The 19,102-nt window shown below is 61.6% G+C and carries 19 protein-coding genes and 1 pseudogene; 15 read left to right on the top strand and 5 right to left on the bottom strand.

Going from position 1 to position 19,102, the window contains the following annotated elements:
- Window positions 1-115 precede the first annotated feature (115 nt).
- Together ACWTU8_RS09820 and ald are read right to left on the bottom strand one after the other, a co-directional pair.
- Window positions 116-1,414, bottom strand: a complete 1,299-nt coding sequence (locus ACWTU8_RS09820) for an outer membrane protein (protein ID WP_455847953.1) — start codon at window positions 1,412-1,414, stop codon at window positions 116-118.
- 200 nt (window positions 1,415-1,614) lie between these two features.
- Window positions 1,615-2,730 (bottom strand): alanine dehydrogenase, encoded by a 1,116-nt coding sequence (gene ald / locus ACWTU8_RS09815; protein WP_455847952.1) that lies wholly within the window; start codon window positions 2,728-2,730, stop codon window positions 1,615-1,617.
- A 160-nt stretch (window positions 2,731-2,890) separates the two neighbouring features.
- On the opposite strand from ald, the gene ACWTU8_RS09810 reads away from it, so the two are divergent.
- Window positions 2,891-3,364 (top strand): Lrp/AsnC family transcriptional regulator, encoded by a 474-nt coding sequence (locus tag ACWTU8_RS09810; protein WP_023675099.1) that lies wholly within the window; start codon window positions 2,891-2,893, stop codon window positions 3,362-3,364.
- Here ACWTU8_RS09810 and ACWTU8_RS09805 read toward each other — a convergent pair.
- The gene (locus ACWTU8_RS09805) at window positions 3,361-3,963 is read right to left on the bottom strand and encodes a 5-formyltetrahydrofolate cyclo-ligase (protein ID WP_455848428.1); all 603 of its coding nucleotides are present in this window, start codon (window positions 3,961-3,963) and stop codon (window positions 3,361-3,363) included. The two genes, ACWTU8_RS09810 and ACWTU8_RS09805, sit on opposite strands and share 4 nt — an antisense overlap.
- 264 nt (window positions 3,964-4,227) lie before the next feature.
- Here ACWTU8_RS09805 and ACWTU8_RS09800 point away from each other — a divergent pair, with 264 nt between their 5' ends.
- Window positions 4,228-5,490: an NAD(P)/FAD-dependent oxidoreductase gene (locus ACWTU8_RS09800; RefSeq protein ID WP_455847951.1), complete on the top strand. Its 1,263-nt coding sequence runs from the start codon at window positions 4,228-4,230 to the stop codon at window positions 5,488-5,490.
- 129 nt (window positions 5,491-5,619) lie between these two features.
- Here the strand turns inward: ACWTU8_RS09800 and ACWTU8_RS09795 are convergent.
- Window positions 5,620-6,812, bottom strand: a pseudogene (locus ACWTU8_RS09795) (class I SAM-dependent methyltransferase).
- Window positions 6,813-7,020: 208 nt separating this feature from the next.
- Between ACWTU8_RS09795 and ACWTU8_RS09790 the strand changes: the two are divergent.
- Both ACWTU8_RS09790 and ACWTU8_RS09785 read left to right on the top strand, forming a co-directional pair.
- On the top strand, window positions 7,021-7,188 hold the full coding sequence (locus ACWTU8_RS09790) for a hypothetical protein (RefSeq protein ID WP_455847950.1): 168 nt from the start codon (window positions 7,021-7,023) through the stop codon (window positions 7,186-7,188).
- A 106-nt stretch (window positions 7,189-7,294) separates the two neighbouring features.
- Window positions 7,295-7,585, top strand: coding sequence for a Dabb family protein (locus tag ACWTU8_RS09785; protein WP_455848427.1), 291 nt, complete (start codon window positions 7,295-7,297; stop codon window positions 7,583-7,585).
- Window positions 7,586-7,613: 28 nt separating this feature from the next.
- Here the strand turns inward: ACWTU8_RS09785 and ACWTU8_RS09780 are convergent, their stop codons facing one another.
- A complete protein-coding gene (locus ACWTU8_RS09780; protein ID WP_277569092.1) occupies window positions 7,614-7,739 on the bottom strand; it encodes a hypothetical protein in 126 nt (41 codons plus the stop codon).
- 132 nt (window positions 7,740-7,871) lie between these two features.
- On the opposite strand from ACWTU8_RS09780, the gene ACWTU8_RS09775 reads away from it, so the two are divergent.
- The 11 genes from ACWTU8_RS09775 to lpdA all read left to right on the top strand — a co-directional run bounded on the left by ACWTU8_RS09775 (window position 7,872) and on the right by lpdA (window position 19,078).
- Complete coding sequence (locus tag ACWTU8_RS09775; RefSeq protein WP_455847949.1) at window positions 7,872-8,780, top strand: VOC family protein; 909 nt, start codon at window positions 7,872-7,874, stop codon at window positions 8,778-8,780.
- Window positions 8,777-9,607, top strand: a complete 831-nt coding sequence (gene kdsA, locus ACWTU8_RS09770; protein WP_455847948.1) for a 3-deoxy-8-phosphooctulonate synthase — start codon at window positions 8,777-8,779, stop codon at window positions 9,605-9,607. The genes ACWTU8_RS09775 and kdsA overlap by 4 nt, the downstream gene beginning before the upstream one ends.
- Window positions 9,608-9,708: 101 nt before the next feature.
- Complete coding sequence (locus tag ACWTU8_RS09765; protein WP_029352316.1) at window positions 9,709-9,912, top strand: dodecin family protein; 204 nt, start codon at window positions 9,709-9,711, stop codon at window positions 9,910-9,912.
- 84 nt (window positions 9,913-9,996) lie between these two features.
- Entirely contained in the window at window positions 9,997-10,362 is a 366-nt protein-coding gene (locus ACWTU8_RS09760; protein WP_029352317.1) for a PRC-barrel domain-containing protein, read from the top strand.
- Window positions 10,363-10,765: 403 nt separating this feature from the next.
- On the top strand, window positions 10,766-12,040 hold the full coding sequence (gene eno, locus ACWTU8_RS09755) for a phosphopyruvate hydratase (protein ID WP_455847947.1): 1,275 nt from the start codon (window positions 10,766-10,768) through the stop codon (window positions 12,038-12,040).
- Between the two features lie 188 nt (window positions 12,041-12,228).
- Window positions 12,229-12,552 carry an FtsB family cell division protein gene (locus tag ACWTU8_RS09750; protein ID WP_127212759.1) on the top strand — a complete coding sequence of 108 codons (324 nt, stop codon included), beginning with the start codon at window positions 12,229-12,231 and terminating at the stop codon, window positions 12,550-12,552.
- 171 nt (window positions 12,553-12,723) lie between these two features.
- Window positions 12,724-13,770, top strand: a complete 1,047-nt coding sequence (gene pdhA, locus ACWTU8_RS09745; protein ID WP_029352320.1) for a pyruvate dehydrogenase (acetyl-transferring) E1 component subunit alpha — start codon at window positions 12,724-12,726, stop codon at window positions 13,768-13,770.
- 15 nt (window positions 13,771-13,785) lie between these two features.
- Window positions 13,786-15,216, top strand: coding sequence for a pyruvate dehydrogenase complex E1 component subunit beta (locus tag ACWTU8_RS09740; RefSeq protein WP_455847946.1), 1,431 nt, complete (start codon window positions 13,786-13,788; stop codon window positions 15,214-15,216).
- A gap of 18 nt (window positions 15,217-15,234) precedes the next feature.
- Complete coding sequence (locus ACWTU8_RS09735) at window positions 15,235-16,611, top strand: pyruvate dehydrogenase complex dihydrolipoamide acetyltransferase (RefSeq protein WP_455847945.1); 1,377 nt, start codon at window positions 15,235-15,237, stop codon at window positions 16,609-16,611.
- A gap of 143 nt (window positions 16,612-16,754) precedes the next feature.
- Entirely contained in the window at window positions 16,755-17,393 is a 639-nt protein-coding gene (locus tag ACWTU8_RS09730; protein WP_455847944.1) for an SGNH/GDSL hydrolase family protein, read from the top strand.
- 221 nt (window positions 17,394-17,614) lie between these two features.
- Complete coding sequence (gene lpdA / locus ACWTU8_RS09725) at window positions 17,615-19,078, top strand: dihydrolipoyl dehydrogenase (protein ID WP_455847943.1); 1,464 nt, start codon at window positions 17,615-17,617, stop codon at window positions 19,076-19,078.
- Window positions 19,079-19,102 lie beyond the last annotated feature (24 nt).

Here is a 19,102-nt window from a genome sequence, read left to right as displayed (position 1 = left end):
AGCGGGGCTTTGGCTCCGCTTTTTTGTTGCCCGCGCTGTCCGCCCCGCATTTCTTCCGCCCAAAGAAAAAGCCCGCCGGAATGACCGGCGGGCTTTGACTGTTGTCTGGGCGGTTCTAGTTGAACTTGTACTTCGCACCGATGCGGACGGTATGGAACGAAGGCGTGGAGGTGAGAGTATCGTCCGGCAGCCCAAGATCCGACGAAAAATCCTTCTCGGAGAACTGCGAATAGCGGTACTCGAGGCCGACGGTCACGTTGCTGGACATGGCCGTTTCCAGACCACCACCCACCGAGAAGCCGCTTGAGTCCCAATCGAGGATATCGCCGATGGGTGAAGACGCGTTCAGATCGAAGTGCTGCCAGCTGTAACCACCGAGCACGTAGGCGAGGGTTGATTCGTTGACTTTCATGCCGACACGGGCAAGTACATCGAAACCGTAATCTGTATCCAGATTGATCGATCCGCCCGGAACTTCCAACTCCGAAGTCATGCCGGAGTAGCGGGCATCCACCATGACGCCTGCGACCCAGCTGCCGAAATCATGGTCGTAGCCGACGTTCAATTCGCCGAACACGCCTTCGCCACCGATCCCGTTGAACTCGAGGTCGCCAGCCGGCGGAACGTCGATCTGATGCACCGACGCACCCGCGCCGGCGGCGCCGCCGACGTAGAAGCCGGTCCAATTATAGGCAGGAGCCTCAAAAGAGGCGACGCCACCATTCTGGGCGCCAAAGCGATAGTTGGCCGCAACCTGGAACGTATGCCGCGACGTATCCGTGTCGAGGACGCCGTCCGGTATATCGAACTCGGAAAGAATGTTTTCAGTACCGAAGCGGGTATAGCGATATTCTGACTTGATGGTCCAGTTACTGTTGATGGCCGTTTCAACGCCAGCTCCGACGAAGTAGCCGCTCTGGTCCCAATCGAAATCAAAACCAGCGTTCGTGTCGAACTTGTATTTTTGCCAGGAATAGCCGCCGAGCACATAGCCCAAAGTGTTTGGCGTGAAGAGGTAACCAAGCCGCAAACCAGCGTCGAAACCGTAGGTCTCGCGGACCGAAGCATCGAAACCAGCAACATCAAGCGTGGTTTCAATGTTGCCGGCATGGGCATCCAGAAGTCCGCCGATCAGGAAGCGCGGCGACACCATATAGTCGTACCCAACGGTCAGTTCACCGTATACGCCTTCACCACCAATGCCGTTGAATGAGAAGCCAGGAACCAGATCGCTGCTGAGCTCGTGGACATTGACGCCGGCGCCAACGCCAAATCCGACATAGATGCCACTCCAGTTGAAGGCCGACGTCTCGACGACCGGCACAACCGCGTCGGCGGCATGAGCAACCGATCCGAGCGCCAGGACGGAAACTGCGCCAAGAAGAAGAGATTTTGCTAATCGTTTGCTGGTCATTGCCCCTACCTTTTTGAAAAACCCACCAGCCGTCTAGCACCTGCCCATGCTGGCGGCTGTAACAAAAAAGCCACAGGAAAGACACATTACAAGTAAAACGGGCAAAGCCGGTCAGCTAATCGCAAACCGTGAAATTTGCTGTGGAAAAAGAGCCGCCGAGGGTGTCGGCGGCTCGGTCGGGAGAGGATTGAGCGGCGGGTTCAGGCGGCGAGAACGGCCTTCGGCTCGACCAACTCATAGCCGAGTGCTTCGGCCACCGCGCGGTTGGTGATCTTGCCCTTATGGACATTCAGGCCGTTGCGCAAATGATGATCGTCGATCAGCGCCTTCAGGCCCTTGTCGGCGAGCTGCAGGCCGTACTGCAGCGTTGCGTTATTGAGTGCGTGGGCCGAAGTAACCGGCACTGCACCCGGCATATTGGCGACGCAATAGTGAATGACGCCGTCGACCTCATAGGTCGGCACGGCATGAGTTGTGGCGTACGAGGTCTCGAAGCAGCCGCCCTGGTCGATGGCGACGTCGACCAGCACCGAACCTTTCTTCATGCCCGACAGCATCTCGCGGGAAACGAGCTTCGGCGCGGCGGCACCTGGAATCAGCACGGCGCCGACGACGATGTCGGCCGAAAAACATTCCTCTTCCAGCGCCTCGACAGTCGAGTAGCGGGTGTGGACGCGGCCGCCGAAGATATCGTCGAGCTGGCGCAGGCGCGGGATCGAGCGGTCGATGATGGTGACGTCGGCGCCAAGGCCGACTGCCATCCGGGCGGCATGCAGACCGACGACGCCGCCGCCGAGCACAGTGACCTTGCCGGGCAGCACGCCGGGCACGCCGCCGAGCAGCACGCCGCGACCGCCATTGGCCTTCTGCAGCGCGGTGGCGCCGGCCTGGATCGACAGGCGGCCGGCGACTTCCGACATCGGCGCAAGCAGCGGCAGGCCGCCGCGGTCGTCGGTGACGGTCTCGTAGGCGATGGCGGTCACGCCCGAGGCCAGCAGGCCCTTGGTCTGCTCCGGATCCGGCGCGAGATGGAGATAGGTGTAGAGGATCTGGCCGTCACGGAGCTGAACCCATTCGTCGGGTTGCGGCTCCTTGACCTTGACGATCATGTCGGACTTGGCAAACACGTCGGCGGCCGTCTTGGCGATGGTGGCGCCGGCTGCGCGATAGGCGTTGTCGTCGGCGCCGATGCCGGCGCCGGCGCCGGTCTCGACCAGCACTTCGTGGCCATGCGCGACATATTCGCGGACCGAGCCCGGCGTCAGGCCGACGCGGTATTCGTGGTTCTTGATTTCCCGGGGGCAGCCGACGCGCATCTTCTTCTCCTCCTGATCCGGCCCTTTTGAGGCACGTTCCCTGTTTAGAGATAGTGAACCACGAATCCTCCCGTAAGTGTTTGCGAATGCGCTTGCGCAGAAGGGCACGGCTCGATAATCGTTGCGCAAAATAGCTGGATTGTCGCAGGAATCCCGGAAAATGCCGCTCGACAGGATCGATATCGCCATTCTCGAAACGTTGCAGAAGGATGGACGGATACCCAACGCGGCGCTTGCCGAGAAAGTCGGCCTGTCGCAGTCGGCCTGCTCGCGGCGACTGGACAACCTGGAGAAATCCGGAACCATCCGAGGCTATCACGCCCGGCTTTCCAATGCCGCTCTTGGCCACCAGATGACGGCGATCGTGCATATATCGCTGTCGGGGCAATTCGAGAAGACGCTGTCGGATTTCGAGGCGGCGATAAAGCGCTGCCCGAATGTCCTGTCCTGCCACCTGATGTCGGGCGAATACGATTATATCCTGCGCATCGCAGCAAAAGACCTCGTCGACTATGAGCGCATCCATAAAGAATGGCTGTCGGCGATGCCGCATGTGACGAAGATCAATTCATCCTTCGCCTTGCGCGAGATCGTCGACCGGACGGCGGTGGGGATGAAGCCGGAACTGGCCTAGGCCTTGAACGCCTCCGTCACCACCCGGTCCATCGGGATATCATGCGGCTGCGGGTAGATGGTAGCGATGCGCTGCAGTTCGTAGCCGACACCGATGACCAGCGGCTTGAACGGCATCGCCGCCAGTGTGCGGTCGAAGAAGCCACCGCCATAGCCCAGCCGGTACTGTCTCGGATCGATGCCGACGATCGGTGAAATGACGACCTCGGGCAGCACCGGGTCGCCTTCAGCAGGGATCGGAATGTTCCAGACGCCCTTCTCCAGCCGGTCGCCCGGTGCGTAAGCGCGAAAGACAAGAGGCCGGCCTTTCTCGACGACAACAGGCAGTGCGGTACGGCCGCCGCGCTCATTGACGGAAGCCATCCATGGGCGCAGATCCGGCTCGCCCCGGAACGGCCAGTAGAGGCTGACCATGCGGCCGGCGATGTCGCCGATCAACGTGTCGAGACTTTCGCCGATGCGCTGCGACATTGCCGCCCGCGCGTCAGCCGAGATAGCGAGGCGCGCCGCAATCAGCCGCTCGCGCTCGGCCTTGCGCCATCGTCTCACGTCGGTCCAATCGGATAGGGGCGTCCGGAATTCCGGGTCGAGCTCATGCATGAAGCAAGGCGGCGAGGAATATTGACCCGGACAGTCGTCATAATCGCTATTCAAGTTCCACTCCTGTCGTCAGTTTCAATGAAATTATACTCGGCGGCAGGATAGAGCATGTACATTCGCGACATCTTACGGCGGGCAGTCAGCAAGTCGGATGTTGTTGCGGTGCACAAAAGTATCTACATCAGCCTTGGCGAAATTGCTCTCAAGCCTGCTCTCCCGGCCAACCTGCTCTCCCGGCCAACCTGCTCTCCCGGAGTGAATGAGATGAAGGAATCCAGTCATCATGTCGTCGTCGTCGGGGCGGGCTTTGGGGGGCTCGAATTTACCCGCGCGCTTGACGGTGCGCCGGTGCGCATCACCATGATAGACAAGCGCAACCATCATCTCTTTCAGCCGCTGCTCTATCAGGTGGCGACCACAGCGCTGGCGACCTCGGAAGTCGCCTGGCCAATCCGCCATCTCCTGCGCAAGCGCAAGGACGTGACGACGCTGCTCGCCACCCTCGCCGGCGTCGACCGCATCGGCAAACGCGTGCTGTTCGATGATGGCGGCGCGGTCGCCTACGATACGCTGCTGCTGGCCACCGGCGCCCGCCACGCCTATTTCGGCCATGACGAATGGGAGCCTTTCGCACCGGGGCTGAAGACGCTGGAGGACGCCACCACCATTCGGCGGCGCATTCTGCTCGCCTTCGAGCAGGCCGAGCGGGAGACCGATCCCGCCAAGCGCCAAGCGCTGTTGACGCTGGCGATCGTTGGTGGCGGACCGACCGGCGTGGAACTGGCCGGCACCATTGTTGAACTGGCGCACGACATGCTGCGCGGCGAGTTCCGCAACTTCGATACGCGGCTGACGCGCGTGGTGCTGATTGAGGCGGGTGACCGCATCCTTCCCAATTTCGCGCCGGAACTTTCCGACTATGCCAGCAAGGCGCTCGAGCGGCTCGGCGTGACGATCGAACTCGGTCGGCCCGTTACACGCTGCGACGCCGAGGGTGTCGTCTTCGGCGACACGCAGCTGCCGGCCAGGACTATCCTGTGGGCAGCAGGCGTCGCCGCTTCGCCGGCCGCCGAATGGCTGGGGGCGGCAGCGGACCGTGCGGGCAGGGTGCTGGTCGAGCCCGGCCTGACCGTGCCGGGCAGCCCGGAGATTTTCGTCATCGGCGACGCTGCACACGTCCTGCGGCCAGATGGCCGCATGGTGCCCGGCGTAGCACCCGCCGCCAAGCAGCAGGGCCGGCATGTCGCCGCGACGATCAAGGCCCGGCTGGCAGGCGACGCAACCCCGCGCCCTTTCCGCTACAAGCATGACGGCGATCTGGCGACGATCGGTAAGCGCGCTGCCGCGATCGATTTCGGCTGGATCAAGCTCACCGGCCGGCTGGCCTGGTGGCTGTGGGGCCTCGCGCACATCTATTTCCTGATCGGCTTCCGTAACCGGCTTGCGGTTTCGCTGAGCTGGCTATGGATCTACGTGACCGGTCAGCGCAGCGCGCGGCTGATCACCCAAGGCAACGACAGGAGCTGATGTCTCCGCCCCGCACATTCATCCACGTCATCTGTTCCTGATGGATTCGCTTGCTTCGGGCAGGACTTGGCACGCGCTGTTGAAGGCTGGCACGTCGTTGAAGCCTGATATGTCGAACAGGAGAAAACCCTAAGCCGTGTAAACCACCTGCCGGACATCGATGTAACTGGCGCGGAAGCCGGCTTCGCAGTAGTGCAGGTAAAAATTCCCAGAGCTTCTAGAAGCGGTCGTCGAAACCGAGCGGGACGATCTTTTCCCAGGACGCCCAGAAGCGGTGGCGCCATTTGGCGAGCGTTCCGGCATAGTCGTCCGGGAAAATGCGCTCGCCCAGATGAGCAAGTCCATCGTCTTTGCCGAGCGCTTTCGGGATCGACGGCGTCGGCAGCATGCCGCCGGAAAAGACGTAACGCTGGATGAAATCCGGCCGGGCGCGATAGGTGTCGTAGGCTTTTCGTTGATGGTGATGATCTGCAGGCCGGCGGTGCCGCCAGGCCGCAGGCAATCCTTCATCTTGCGGAAAAACACAGGCCAGTATTTTTCGCCGACCGCCTTGAACATCTCGATCGAGGCGATGCGGTCGTAGGATCCGGTTCGTCGCGGTAGTCCTGCAGCTTGATGTCGATCTTGTCGGCAAGTCCAGCCTTATGGACGCGTTCTCTGGCGAAATCATGCTGCTCGCGGCTGATCGTCAGCCCGGTGACGCGGCAGCCGATCTCGCGTGCGGCGAATTCGGCAAAGCCGCCCCAGCCGAAACCGATTTCCAGCACGTGGTCTTTCGCGCCGATGCCCGTGTCCTTGGCCAGCGCGCGATATTTGGCGGCTTGCGCGCTTTGAAGATCGTTGGCGCCAGCCGCATAGAGCGCCGACGAATAGGTCATGCTCGGATCCAGCCATTTCTTATAAAAGGCGTTGCCGAGATCGTAATGCGCCGAAATGTTGCGCTTCGAGCCGGTGCGGGTGTTTTGGTTGAACCAGTGGCGGACACGCTGGACGGCGTTGACCAGCCAGCTGGCGCCGGCGATGCTCTCTCCGATTTCAGAATTGACCACTAACAGTCCAGGAAACTGGTCACGTCGGGACTGTCCCAATCGCCGTCCATGTAGGATTCGGCGATGCCGATGGTGCCGCCGTTGAAGGCGCGGCCAGGCAAGCGCCAGTTCTTGAGCACCGTCCGGACCTAGCGAGCCAGGCGGCAGGTTCATCGCCGCCGACAGCACCATCCGCGCCTTGGCCGGCAGGCCTTTAGCGGTTTCGGTGAAATTGAATTCGTCCAACCTGACCGCGTCGCCCGATGCAACGCCGGTGTCTTCCTTGTGAGCCATGTCACGCCCCCGGGACTTCTGCGGCGCCGGCGAAAAATGGCCGGTTTCCACACACTCTTGCAGTTCGCCAAGGCGCGAACGCCGCCTCCCGATGAATCCCCTGAGCAATCTTTCATGCCATCAAAGGGAACTTCAAGAGCCAAGGCAGGCGAACACGGATCAATGGATAGATTTTGGGGGGAGGGCGCTGCTCAACGCCGGAATCACTATGGTTGCAGCCACCCAGATGCTAGTTTCACGCATGCGTTATGTCATCGTCATCTGCGCCGTCACGTTCTTCCTGATCTGGGACGGACTCTACAATCAGGGCCGCTATCTCGACACGACGGTCGGGGAGATAACGCGCATCGTGCGCTACATCACCAGTATGGTCTAGGTTTCTTTCCCCCGCCCAACGCGTTGTCGCCGCGACATCGTTGCCGGTTGACGTGAGCGTTTTGCCCACACAAAACACGCTTGCACATCGATCGAGGAGGCTGGGGTTGATCCGGCATATCGTTTTCTTCAGCGCGCGGCACAAAGAGGATGTCGAGGCCGTACGCAGGGGCTTGCTGGCGCTGGGCAACATCCCCCATTCCCGCCTTTTCGAGGTGACGCTCAACACGAAGGTTGACCCGCTTTCGGACGAGATCGACGTGGTCGTTTATGCCGAGTTCGAGGATGATGCCGCTCTGGCCGCCTACAAGGCGCATCCGCTCTATGCCGAGACGACCAGCCAGGTCAAACCGCTGCGCGAATTGCGATATTCGGCGGATGTTTTGGCTGCAACCTGAAGAGAAATTGACCGAAGCAGGAGCTACATTACTCTGCCTGAGCGGCGGTCGGTTCGGTCGGATCGGCGCCCGGCCGCTTTGGCGCGTCCCAGACCAGCATGGCGAGAACAGCCATCGCTACGACCGCTGCCGTTATGAACAGGATCTTTCTCATTTGGGTGACGTAGGTTGGTTTCCGGCAGCGGCAAGTATTCCAGAGGCATGCGGCCACGATAGGCCGCCGGATCTTCGCGGCGTCAGGTGAGGCTCTTGAACCAAATTCCGGAATGATGCACACCGCGCCGGCATGACCGAGACGATGACAGCAGGCCCTTGTCCGCCAGGCCCTTATCCGCTTGACCATCTTGTGCTGCCGACCGCGAGCCTCGACGTGGCGCGGGCGCGGCTGGTTTCGCTTGGCTTTGTCGTGGCGCCGACCGGCATCCATCCTTTCGGGACGGAAAACTGCTGCGTCTTCCTTGAGGACGGCACCTATCTCGAGCCGCTGGCGGTGGGCAACGGGCAAGCGGTGGCGAAAGCGATCGCGGACCGCAACGTCTTCGTCGCGCGCGATCGTGCCTATCGCGACAGGTGCGGCAGTGAGGGATTTTCCGCCCTTGTCTTGGGCACCGAAAATGCGGATGCCGATCACGCGCGCTACATCGAAGCCGGCCTGTCTGCCGGAGACATGCTGGGCTTTTCGCGCGCCTTCACCGACGCGGCGGGAAAGAGCGACACGGCATCGTTCAAACTGGCCTTCGCCTCCGGCAGCGGGGCGACGGACGCATTCCTGTTCGCGTGTGAGCGGATCAATGCGCCGAAAGTAGACCGCACCGCGTTGCAGATCCACCCCAATGGCGCAACCGGCATCATCGAAGTCGTGGCGGTCAGCAACGAGCCACCCAAACAGCACCGATTGATTTCGATCGCGACGCGCAGTCCGGCGACCGGACAGGGGAGCAGCACTGCGTTTGGCCTGCCGAACGCAACCTTGGCCCTGCTTGACCCCGTCGCTTTCGAGACGCGCTTCGGCATACCTGCCGGCGCGCCATCGGAACTCCGCTTTGCGGGGATCGTCTTTTCGGTTCGTTTCGCTGACTCGGTCGCCAAGCTGTTTGCAGCCAGTTCCGTCAAACACGAAATACGCGGCGATGATATTGTCGTCCGGCCGGCATCCGGGCAGGGTGCGGCCTTCATTTTCCGGGAGAAAGCATGAGCAAGCCCAATTCGTCCGTAACCGTCGGCAACGTCGTCTTCGGCAACACCGTGCCGCTGTCGCTGATTGCCGGCCCGTGCCAGCTTGAATCGCGCCAGCACGCCTTCGACATGGCTGGCGCACTGAAGGAGCTGAGCGGGAAGCTGGGGCTGGGCCTCGTCTACAAGACCAGTTACGACAAGGCCAACCGCACCTCGCTTGGCGGCACGCGCGGCGCCGGGCTCGACGCGGCGCTGCCCGTCTTCGACGATTTGCGCAAGGCGTTTTCGCTGCCGATCCTGACCGATATCCACACCGAGGAACAGTGCGCGCTAGTGGCGCCGCACGTCGATATCCTGCAGATCCCGGCTTTCCTCAGCCGCCAGACCGATCTGCTGATCGCGGCGGCAAGAACCGGCAAGGTCGTCAACGTGAAGAAGGGCCAGTTCCTCGCACCGTGGGACATGAAGAACGTTGTCGCCAAGATCACCGGTTCCGGAAACGCCAACGTGCTGGTCACCGAGCGCGGCGTGTCTTTCGGCTACAACACGCTGGTGTCCGATATGCGCGCCCTGCCGATCATGGCCGAGATCGGCGCGCCGGTGATTTTCGACGCCACGCATTCGGTGCAGCAGCCGGGCGGGCAGGGCGGCTCCTCGGGTGGCGATCGGCGCTTCGTCGAGACGCTGGCGCGCGCTGCGGTTGCGGTCGGTGTCGCCGGCGTCTTCATCGAGACGCATCAGGATCCTGACAATGCCCCCTCCGATGGTCCCAACATGGTGCCGCTGAAGGACCTTCGGGCGCTGCTTGAAAGGCTGATGGCATTCGATCGCGTCGCCAAGGGCTGAGCAGTTTAGGGCTCCGGCTCTAAGTCCCGACCCCTAAACTTGTAGTCAACAGGTGCCGGTTGTACGCTGCCCAGGCAACCGAGTGCGTGGAGGAGGAAGCCATGTCCGTCGCCCGTGTCACCGAAATCACATCATCGTCGAATAAGAGCTTTCAGGACGCCATCGAAGTGGGGATTGCGCGCGCCGCAAAAACCCTAAAGAACGTCGAAGGCGCCTGGATCCAGGATCAGAAAGTCGTCGTCGAGGACGGCAAGATCTCCGCCTACCGCGTCAACATGAAGGTTACCTTTATCCTCGCTGAGTGATCATGCCGCATGGATAAAAGTCGGGAACCTTCGCAGCCCTCTCCTCATTGTCAAACCTGAAGTGAACGACAAGAGGAGCACACCATGACAACCCAGACAGGACACACCGAAGCCATCGCCGCTTCGCGGGTTATCGGCACATCGGTTTATAACACGGAAGGCACGCACATCGGCGACATCGAGGATGTCATGCTCGACAAGTTATCGAACGGAATCATGTTTGCCGTGATCGGCTTTGGCGGATTTCTCGGCATCGGCGAGAAGTACCACGCCATTCCGTGGGCGAGCCTCGACTATGACGAGGACAAGGGCGGCTACGTCGTGCCGTTTACGAAGGAGCAACTGAAGGCGGCTCCCGCCTATTCGATCAACGAATTGACCGGCGCTGACGGCGAGGCCGCGCGTGATGCTTCATACAGTTACTACAAGGTCGAGCCTTATTGGCATTGACCTTGCTCTACCGGAATCAAAAAAGGCCCCCGGCTGGACCGGGGGCCTTTTTGCAGGATATCTACTCCGCCGCAAGGGTCGACAACTCTACCGCGCCCTGTTGAGGCTGCTGAGTGTCACACGACGTCAAAAACGCCGCCGCGATCAGGAACAAACTCACAATACCGCTCAACTGAGACATGGCGAAACTCCTCCTGTTTCGCCCCGCGCAGCGCGAGCATAAACCAGAAAGCCGCATGCCGCCAAGACTTATGACTGACATGACTTATGATGACAGCAATTTGTGCTTCGTGAATCGATGTGGCGGAGGTGGCGGCAATATTTGCGGACGCCCCGATTGCGTTTTGCAGCACTTTGGCTAAGACGTGCCCGACGCTTCGTCAGATCAATCGGGGACATCGCAATGACTGCCATCATCGACATTGTCGGGCGTGAAATCCTGGACAGCCGCGGAAACCCGACCGTTGAGGTCGACGTCGTCCTCGAAGATGGCTCGATGGGCCGCGCTGCGGTGCCCTCCGGCGCCTCGACCGGCGCGCATGAGGCGGTCGAACTGCGCGACGGCGGCGCCCGCTACCTCGGCAAGGGGGTCCTGCGGGCGGTAGAGGCCGTCAATGGCGAGCTGTTCGAGGCGATCGGCGGTATGGAAGCCGAGAACCAGATCCACATCGACCAGACCATGATCGAACTCGACGGCACGCCCAACAAGAGCCGGCTCGGCGCCAACGCTATCCTCGGCGTCTCGCTGGCTGTGGCCAAGGCTGCGGCGGAAGCGGCCGGCCTGCCGCTCTACCGCTATGTCGGCGGCACCAAGGCGCACGTGCTTCCAGTGCCGATGATGAACATCATCAACGGTGGCGCCCATGCCGACAACCCAATCGATTTCCAGGAATTCATGATCCTGCCGATCGGTGCGCCGACACTGCGTGACGGCGTGCGCTGGGGCTCGGAAATCTTCCATACGTTGAGGAAGAAGCTGAAGGACGCCGGCCACAACACCAATGTAGGTGACGAGGGCGGCTTCGCTCCTAACTTGAAAAGCGCGCCCGCCGCGCTCGATTACATCATGGAATCGATCGAGAAGGCTGGCTTCAAGCCGGGCGAAGAGGTTGCGCTGGGCCTCGATTGCGCCGCGACCGAATTCTTCAAGGACGGCAACTACGTCTACGAAGGCGAGAAGAAGACCCGCGATCCGAAGACCCAGGCCAAATATCTGGCCAAGCTTGCGGCGGATTATCCGATCATCACGATCGAGGATGGGCTGGCCGAGGACGACTGGGACGGCTGGAAAACGCTGACCGACCTCATCGGCAAGAAGACCCAGCTGGTCGGCGACGATCTGTTCGTCACCAATACGGCGCGGCTGCGCGACGGCATCCGCATGGGCGTCGCCAATTCTATCCTGGTCAAGGTCAACCAGATCGGCTCATTGACCGAAACGCTCGACGCCGTCGAGACCGCGCACAAGGCCGGCTACACCGCGGTAATGTCGCACCGCTCGGGCGAAACCGAAGATTCGACCATCGCCGATCTCGCCGTCGCCACCAATTGCGGGCAGATCAAGACGGGCTCTCTGTCGCGCTCGGATCGCATGGCCAAGTACAACCAGCTCATCCGCATCGAGGAAGAGCTTGGCAAGCAGGCGCTCTACGCCGGCAAGTCGATCGTGAAAGGCTGAGCCCATAGAAGATATCCGGAATGAAAAGGGCGGGGGCATTCCTCGCCCTTTTTGTTTCAACACCGGCAAATCCGGACATCCGTAACCGTCCATTAAGCACAATCGGGCGAGAAAGGGCTAGGTCGCAGAGTGTTAGAGCGTCCTTTGCGCGTCCAAGCCGACGCGCGCCGCTCTAAGGGATTTGGATCATGTGGACACGTCAGCACAAGCAGAGAAACACCGGTCGGCTGATCATTCCCTCGCTCTGCGTGGCATTCCTGGCCTATTTCGGATTCCACGCCTATCATGGCGAATTCGGCATCTATTCCAAGTATCGGTTGGAAGCCGAAGCCGTCGATCTGCAAAGTGAGCTCGATGCCGTCAAGGCGCGCCGGGTCGACCTGCAGCGGCGCGTTCAGCTGATGCATCAGGGCACGCTGGAGAAGGACATGCTCGACGAGCAGGCGCGCAGGGCACTCAATATGTCCCATGCCGACGAAATCACCATCATGTTGCCAGCTACGGCAAGATAACCAAATTCAAGTTAATCGACGATATTTTCAATGATTTTAATCGCTTAGATGCATGTCAGCCATGCATTTTTCAGCATGGCGAAACGCTTTCCCGCGTGTTAGCCTCCCCAAATCGGTGGGGAGAACTGATCTCCCTCAATGTCCGCAAGAGACGCCAACAGGGAGTGATGCATGGCCACCGCCGCCAGAAAAGCGCCTGCCAAATCGAAATCCAGATCCGACGGCAAATCGGCGGGGGTTTCGGCCCCCAAACCTGTCGACTTCACCAAAGACGAGGAGCTTGACGCCTACCGGCGCATGCTGCTTATCCGCCGCTTCGAGGAAAAGGCCGGCCAGCTCTACGGCATGGGCTTCATCGGCGGCTTCTGCCATCTCTATATCGGCCAGGAAGCAGTTGTCACCGGCATGAAGATGGCGCTGGTCGATGGCGATCAGATGATCACCGCCTACCGCGACCATGGTCACATGCTGGCGATGGAACTGTCGCCGCGCGGCGTCATGGCCGAGTTGACCGGGCGCCGCGGCGGCTTGTCCAGGGGCAAGGGCGGCTCCATGCACATGTTCTCCAAGGAAAAGCATTTTTACGGCGGCCACGGCATTGTCGGCGCGCAGGTTTCGCTCGGCACCGGCCTCGCCTTCGCCAATCGCTATCGAGGCAACAACAATGTAACGCTGACATATTTCGGCGACGGCGCCGCCAATCAGGGCCAGGTCTATGAAAGCTTCAACATGGCCTCGCTGTGGAAGCTGCCGGTGATCTATATCATCGAGAACAACCGCTACGCCATGGGCACCTCGGTATCGCGTTCGTCGGCCGAGACGGATTTTTCGCAGCGCGGCGCCTCCTTCAAGATCCCCGGTATCCAGGTCGACGGCATGGACGTCCGCGCGGTCAAGGCAGCCGGCGATCTCGCAACTGAATGGTGCCGCGCCGGCAAGGGGCCGCTGATTCTCGAAATGCAGACCTACCGCTATCGCGGCCACTCCATGTCCGATCCGGCAAAGTACCGCTCCAAGGAAGAAGTGCAGAAGATGCGCTCCGAGCGTGACCCGATCGAGCAGGTCAAGGCGCGCCTGCTCGACAAGAAGTGGGCTGATGAGGACGAGCTCAAGGCCGTCGACAAGGAGGTCCGCGACATTGTCGCCGACGCCGCCGAATTTGCCCAGAACGACGCAGAGCCGGATCCGTCCGAGCTCTGGACCGACATCGTATTGTAACGAGAGGGCAAGGACATGCCGATCGAAATTCTCATGCCCGCACTCTCGCCGACCATGGAAGAGGGCAATGTTTCCAAATGGTTGAAGAACGAGGGCGACAAGGTCGCCGCCGGTGACGTCATTGCCGAGATCGAGACCGACAAGGCGACGATGGAAGTCGAAGCGGTCGACGAAGGCACGCTCGGCAAGATCCTGGTCGCCGAGGGCACCGAAGGCGTGAAGGTCAACACGCCGATAGCGGTGCTGCTGCAGGACGGCGAGAGCGCCGCCGATATCGGCAAGGATGCCAAGGCTGCACCGGCTTCCACCCAGGATGCGATTTCAGACGGCGGGCAGCGCACCGACGCAGCCGAGGAAGGCTCGAAGTCCGCGCCGCAGGATGCCGGCGAGGCGCCGAAGGCGTCCGTTCCCGCTGCCCCCGCCATGAAGGCCGCCGCCGATCCTGACATCCCGGCCGGCACGGCAATGGTCTCGACCACTGTGCGCGAGGCGCTGCGTGACGCGATGGCCGAGGAGATGCGTCGAGACGGCGACGTCTTCGTGATGGGCGAGGAGGTCGCCGAGTACCAGGGCGCTTACAAGATCACGCAAGGGCTACTGCAGGAATTCGGGCCGAGGCGCGTCGTCGACACGCCGATCACCGAGCACGGTTTTGCCGGCGTCGGCGTCGGCGCGGCGATGGCCGGCCTGAAACCGATCGTCGAGTTCATGACCTTCAACTTCGCTATGCAGGCGATCGACCAAATCATCAATTCCGCCGCCAAGACGCTCTATATGTCCGGCGGCCAGATGGGCGCGCCCATCGTCTTCCGCGGGCCGAACGGCGCGGCTGCTCGTGTCGCCGCCCAGCATTCGCAGTGCTATGCCGCCTGGTACAGCCACGTTCCCGGCCTGAAAGTGGTGATGCCTTACACCGCCGCCGACGCCAAGGGGTTGCTTAAGGCCGCGATCCGCGACCCGAACCCGACCATCTTCCTCGAGAACGAAATCCTTTACGGCCAGTCCTTCGACGTGCCGAAGATGGACGATTTCGTGCTGCCGATCGGCAAGGCGCGCATCCACAAACCGGGCAAGGACGTCACCATCGTCTCCTTCGGCATCGGCATGACCTATGCGATCAAGGCCGAGGCCGAATTGCGCGGCATGGGCCTCGATGCCGAGATCATCGACCTCAGGACCATCCGGCCACTCGATTTCGACACCATCATCACCTCGGTCAGGAAGACCAACCGGCTGGTGGTGGTGGAAGAAGGGTTTCCGCAGAACTCGGTCGGCGACCATATAGCCAACCAAGTGTCGCAGCGCGCCTTCGATTTCCTCGACGCGCCGGTCATCACCATTGCCGGCAAGGACGTGCCGATGCCCTATGCGGCAAACCTCGAAAAGCTGGCGCTGCCCAATGTCGGCGAGGTCGTCGAGGCGGTCAAAGCCGTCACATATCGCTGAGCAGGGCCGGAGGATAACATGCCGATCAACATCACCATGCCGGCCCTGTCGCCCACGATGGAAGAGGGCAATCTTGCCAAGTGGCTGGTCAAGGAGGGCGACAAGGTTTCGCCAGGCGACGTGATCGCCGAGATCGAGACCGACAAGGCGACGATGGAAGTTGAAGCCGTCGATGAGGGCACGGTGGCCAAGCTGGTGGTTCCGGCCGGCACCGAAGGCGTCAAGGTCAACGCGCTGATCGCCGTGCTCGCGGCTGAGGGCGAAGATGCGGCGGCTGCCGCGAAGAGCGGTGACGGCGCTGTGCCGGCAAAGGCCGAGGCTCCGAAAGCGGATGCCCCCAAAGCCAAAACACCAAAGCCCGAAGCGTCGAAGCCGCAACCTGCCGCCACACCTGCCCCCAAGGCGGAAGCGGCTCCGGTCGGCAACGGCCATGCAAGCGGTGAGCGTGTCTTCGCCTCGCCGCTCGCCCGCCGCATCGCCCGGGAAGCCGGTGTCGATGTCTCGGCGGTGACCGGCTCCGGCCCGCATGGCCGCGTGGTCAAGGCCGATGTCGACGCAGCGATTTCCAGCGGCGGCGTCAAGGCGGCACCGGCTGCGAAAGCGGCACCTGCCGGCGCTCCGGCATCTGCAGCGGCAGCCAAGCCAATGTCGGACGACCAGGTGCTAAAACTGTTTGCCGAAGGCTCCTACGAGCTTGTCCCGCACGACAACATGCGCAAGACCATTGCGCGCCGGCTGGTCGAGGCCACGACCACCATTCCGCATTTCTACCTGACGCTCGACTGCGAGCTCGACGCGCTTCTGGCCCTGCGCACGCAGATCAACGCGGCCGCCCCGATGAAGAAGACCGACAAGGGGGAGGCGCCGGCCTACAAGCTGTCGGTCAACGACATGGTCATCAAAGCGATGGCAATGGCGCTGATGGCGGTGCCGGATGCCAACGCGTCATGGACTGAGAGCGCCATGGTCAAGCACAAGCATGCCGATGTCGGTGTCGCCGTGTCGATCCCTGGCGGGCTGATCACGCCGATCATCCGGCGCGCCGATGAAAAGACGCTGTCGGTCATCTCCAACGAGATGAAGGATCTCGCCAGCCGTGCCCGCAGCCGCAAGCTGAAACCGGAGGAATACCAGGGCGGCACCACGGCGGTGTCCAATCTCGGCATGTTCGGCATCAAGGACTTTGCCGCCGTCATCAACCCGCCGCATGCGACGATCCTGGCGGTCGGCGCCGGCGAGGAGCGCGCGGTGGTCAAGAACGGTGAGATCAGAATAGCGACCATCATGTCGGTGACGCTGTCGACCGATCACCGCGCCGTCGACGGCGCGCTCGGCGCCGAACTGCTCGTCGCCTTCAAGCGCATGATCGAAAATCCGATGGGCATGCTGGTCTAGAAGGAAGAAGGCGGTGCGGAAATTCTTCACCAGCCTTGTTGCCTTCAGCCCTTCCGGCGTCGCAACGATCATGTGCAATGGCTGTTGGTGCGCTGGCGGGTGAGGCGCGCGCGGGCAGATTTCAGCAGGAGGGGGGCAAACGCATGAAAACAGTCCTTTGCTACGGCGACTCGCTGACCTGGGGCTATGATGCGGCAAGTCTGGATCGCCACCCGCTCAAGGACCGCTGGCCGAGTGTGCTGCAGGCGACGTTGGGAGGCGATATCCAGGTCATTGCCGAAGGCTTGAACGGCCGCACAACGGCTTTCGACGACCATCTGGCCGGCGCCGACCGTAACGGCGCTAGAGTGCTGCCGACGGTGCTGATGACACATGCGCCGCTCGACCTGATCGTCATCATGCTCGGCTCCAACGACATGAAGCCGTGGATCCACGGCAATCCGGTGGCGGCCAAGCAAGGCATCCAGCGCCTGATCGATATCGTGCGCGGCCACGACTACCCGTTCGACTGGCCGGCGCCGCAGATCCTGCTCGTCGCGCCGCCCGTGGTCAGCCGTACCGACAACGCTGAGTTCAAGGAAATGTTCGCCGGCGGCGACGAAGCTTCGAAGCGGCTGGCGCCGCAATATTCCGCCCTTGCCGACGAGGCCGGCTGCGGCTTTTTCGATGCCGGCACGGTGGCAACGACCACGCCGCTCGACGGCGTCCATCTTGATGCGGAAAACACCCGCAACATTGGCGAGGCGCTGGCACCGCTGGTGCGCGTGATGTTAGCGACATGATAGTCGATGCAAGTCTGATCATGGCCTCTGGTTGGCTGTGCATTGGCAAGGCCGTCGAAGTCGGCTTCTTGCAGGTTACGCATTTCTGGGGCTCTGGGTATCCGACTCCCTTTCGATACTGATGCACGAGCCAGCTTTCGCGCCTCCAATACTGAGGTGCGAGCCAATTTCGATCCCGAAGCCTTCTTTCGGTGAAGCCTCGCTTCAATAAGGACCACAAAATGGCTGAGAACTACGACGTCATCATCATCGGCTCCGGCCCCGGCGGCTACGTCACGGCGGTGCGTTCCGCCCAACTCGGCTTCAAGACGGCGATCGTCGAGCGTGAGCATCTCGGCGGCATCTGCCTCAACTGGGGCTGCATCCCGACCAAGGCGCTGCTGCGTTCGGCCGAGATCATGCACTATTCCGATCATCTGAAGGACTACGGCTTGAAGATCGACGGCAAGGTCAGCGTCGATACCGCTGCCGTGGTCGACCGCTCGCGAAAGGTCTCGCTGCGGCTCAACGGCGGCGTCGCCTTCCTGATGAAGAAGAATAAGGTCGACGTCATCTGGGGCGAAGCCAGGCTCTCCAAGGCGGCTTCCGGCGATAAACCGGGCGAGATCGTCGTGTCGAACTCGTCGAAGAAGCCGATGGAGCCGCAGCCGCCGGCGCCCAAGGGCGTCAAGGGTGAGGGCACTTATACCGCCAAGCACATAATCCTGGCGACCGGCGCCAGGCCGCGGGCGCTGCCCGGTATACAGCCCGACGGCAAGCTGATCTGGACCTATTTCGAAGCGATGGTCCCGAAGGAGATGCCTAAATCGCTGCTGGTGATGGGTTCGGGCGCAATCGGCATCGAGTTCGCCTCATTCTACCGCACCATGGGCGCGGAGGTGACTGTGGTCGAGTTGTTGCCGGCGGTAATGCCGGTCGAGGACGCCGAGGTCTCGAAATTCGCGCAAAAGCAGTTCGAGAAGCAAGGCATGAAGATCATCCTCGAGGCCAAGGTGACCAAGGTCGAGAAGGGTGCGAACTCGGTCACCGCGCATGTCGAGATGAAGGACGGCAAGGTTGAGAAGATCACCGCCGACCGGATGATCTCGGCCGTCGGTGTGCAGGGCAATATCGAGAATCTCGGCCTCGAAGCGCTCGGCGTGAAGACCGAACGCGGCTGCGTCGTCGTCGACGGCTACGGCAACACCAATGTGCCCGGAATCTATGCCATCGGCGACGTTGCCGGCCCGCCTATGCTCGCCCACAAGGCCGAACATGAAGGCGTGGTGTGCGTGGAGAAGATCGCCAATTTCCCCGGCGTGCATGCCACTGACAAGCTGAAGATTCCGGGCTGCACCTATTGCAACCCGCAGGTTGCCTCCGTCGGCTTGACCGAAGCGAAAGCGAAGGCCGAGGGCAAGGACATCCGCGTCGGCCGCTTTCAATTCGCCGCCAACGGCAAAGCCATCGCGCTCGGCGAAGACCAGGGTTTCGTCAAGACCATCTTTGACAAGAAGACCGGCCAGTTGCTCGGTGCGCATATGGTCGGCGCCGAAGTGACCGAGCTGATCCAGGGCTTTGTCGTGGCGATGAACCTGGAGACCACCGAGGAAGAACTGATGCACACCATCTTCCCGCATCCGACGCTGTCGGAGATGATGAAGGAAAGCGTCCTCGACGCCTATGGCCGCGCGCTGAACGCGTGATAAATTGACCGCGTGAGACTCGAC

It is taken from the genome of Mesorhizobium sp. BHbdii (genome assembly GCF_053848045.1).
The sequence above is the reverse complement of the archived record's forward strand: the minus strand, read 5'-3'. Positions and strand labels throughout refer to the sequence as shown.

Excerpts from the sequence above, each read along its gene's own strand:
- ACWTU8_RS09750 (WP_127212759.1), top strand. The coding sequence starts at position 12,229 with ATGTGGACACGTCAGCACAAGCAGAGAAACACCGGTCGGCTGATCATT.
- eno (WP_455847947.1), top strand. The coding sequence starts at position 10,766 with ATGACTGCCATCATCGACATTGTCGGGCGTGAAATCCTGGACAGCCGC.
- ald (WP_455847952.1), bottom strand. The coding sequence starts at position 2,730 with ATGCGCGTCGGCTGCCCCCGGGAAATCAAGAACCACGAATACCGCGTC.
- ACWTU8_RS09735 (WP_455847945.1), top strand. The coding sequence starts at position 15,235 with ATGCCGATCAACATCACCATGCCGGCCCTGTCGCCCACGATGGAAGAG.
- kdsA (WP_455847948.1), top strand. The coding sequence starts at position 8,777 with ATGAGCAAGCCCAATTCGTCCGTAACCGTCGGCAACGTCGTCTTCGGC.
- ACWTU8_RS09820 (WP_455847953.1), bottom strand. The coding sequence starts at position 1,414 with ATGACCAGCAAACGATTAGCAAAATCTCTTCTTCTTGGCGCAGTTTCC.
- ACWTU8_RS09730 (WP_455847944.1), top strand. The coding sequence starts at position 16,755 with ATGAAAACAGTCCTTTGCTACGGCGACTCGCTGACCTGGGGCTATGAT.
- lpdA (WP_455847943.1), top strand. The coding sequence starts at position 17,615 with ATGGCTGAGAACTACGACGTCATCATCATCGGCTCCGGCCCCGGCGGC.
- ACWTU8_RS09765 (WP_029352316.1), top strand. The coding sequence starts at position 9,709 with ATGTCCGTCGCCCGTGTCACCGAAATCACATCATCGTCGAATAAGAGC.
- ACWTU8_RS09780 (WP_277569092.1), bottom strand. The coding sequence starts at position 7,739 with ATGAGAAAGATCCTGTTCATAACGGCAGCGGTCGTAGCGATGGCTGTT.
- pdhA (WP_029352320.1), top strand. The coding sequence starts at position 12,724 with ATGGCCACCGCCGCCAGAAAAGCGCCTGCCAAATCGAAATCCAGATCC.
- ACWTU8_RS09775 (WP_455847949.1), top strand. The coding sequence starts at position 7,872 with ATGACCGAGACGATGACAGCAGGCCCTTGTCCGCCAGGCCCTTATCCG.
- ACWTU8_RS09790 (WP_455847950.1), top strand. The coding sequence starts at position 7,021 with ATGGTTGCAGCCACCCAGATGCTAGTTTCACGCATGCGTTATGTCATC.
- ACWTU8_RS09810 (WP_023675099.1), top strand. The coding sequence starts at position 2,891 with ATGCCGCTCGACAGGATCGATATCGCCATTCTCGAAACGTTGCAGAAG.
- ACWTU8_RS09800 (WP_455847951.1), top strand. The coding sequence starts at position 4,228 with ATGAAGGAATCCAGTCATCATGTCGTCGTCGTCGGGGCGGGCTTTGGG.
- ACWTU8_RS09760 (WP_029352317.1), top strand. The coding sequence starts at position 9,997 with ATGACAACCCAGACAGGACACACCGAAGCCATCGCCGCTTCGCGGGTT.
- ACWTU8_RS09740 (WP_455847946.1), top strand. The coding sequence starts at position 13,786 with ATGCCGATCGAAATTCTCATGCCCGCACTCTCGCCGACCATGGAAGAG.
- ACWTU8_RS09805 (WP_455848428.1), bottom strand. The coding sequence starts at position 3,963 with ATGCATGAGCTCGACCCGGAATTCCGGACGCCCCTATCCGATTGGACC.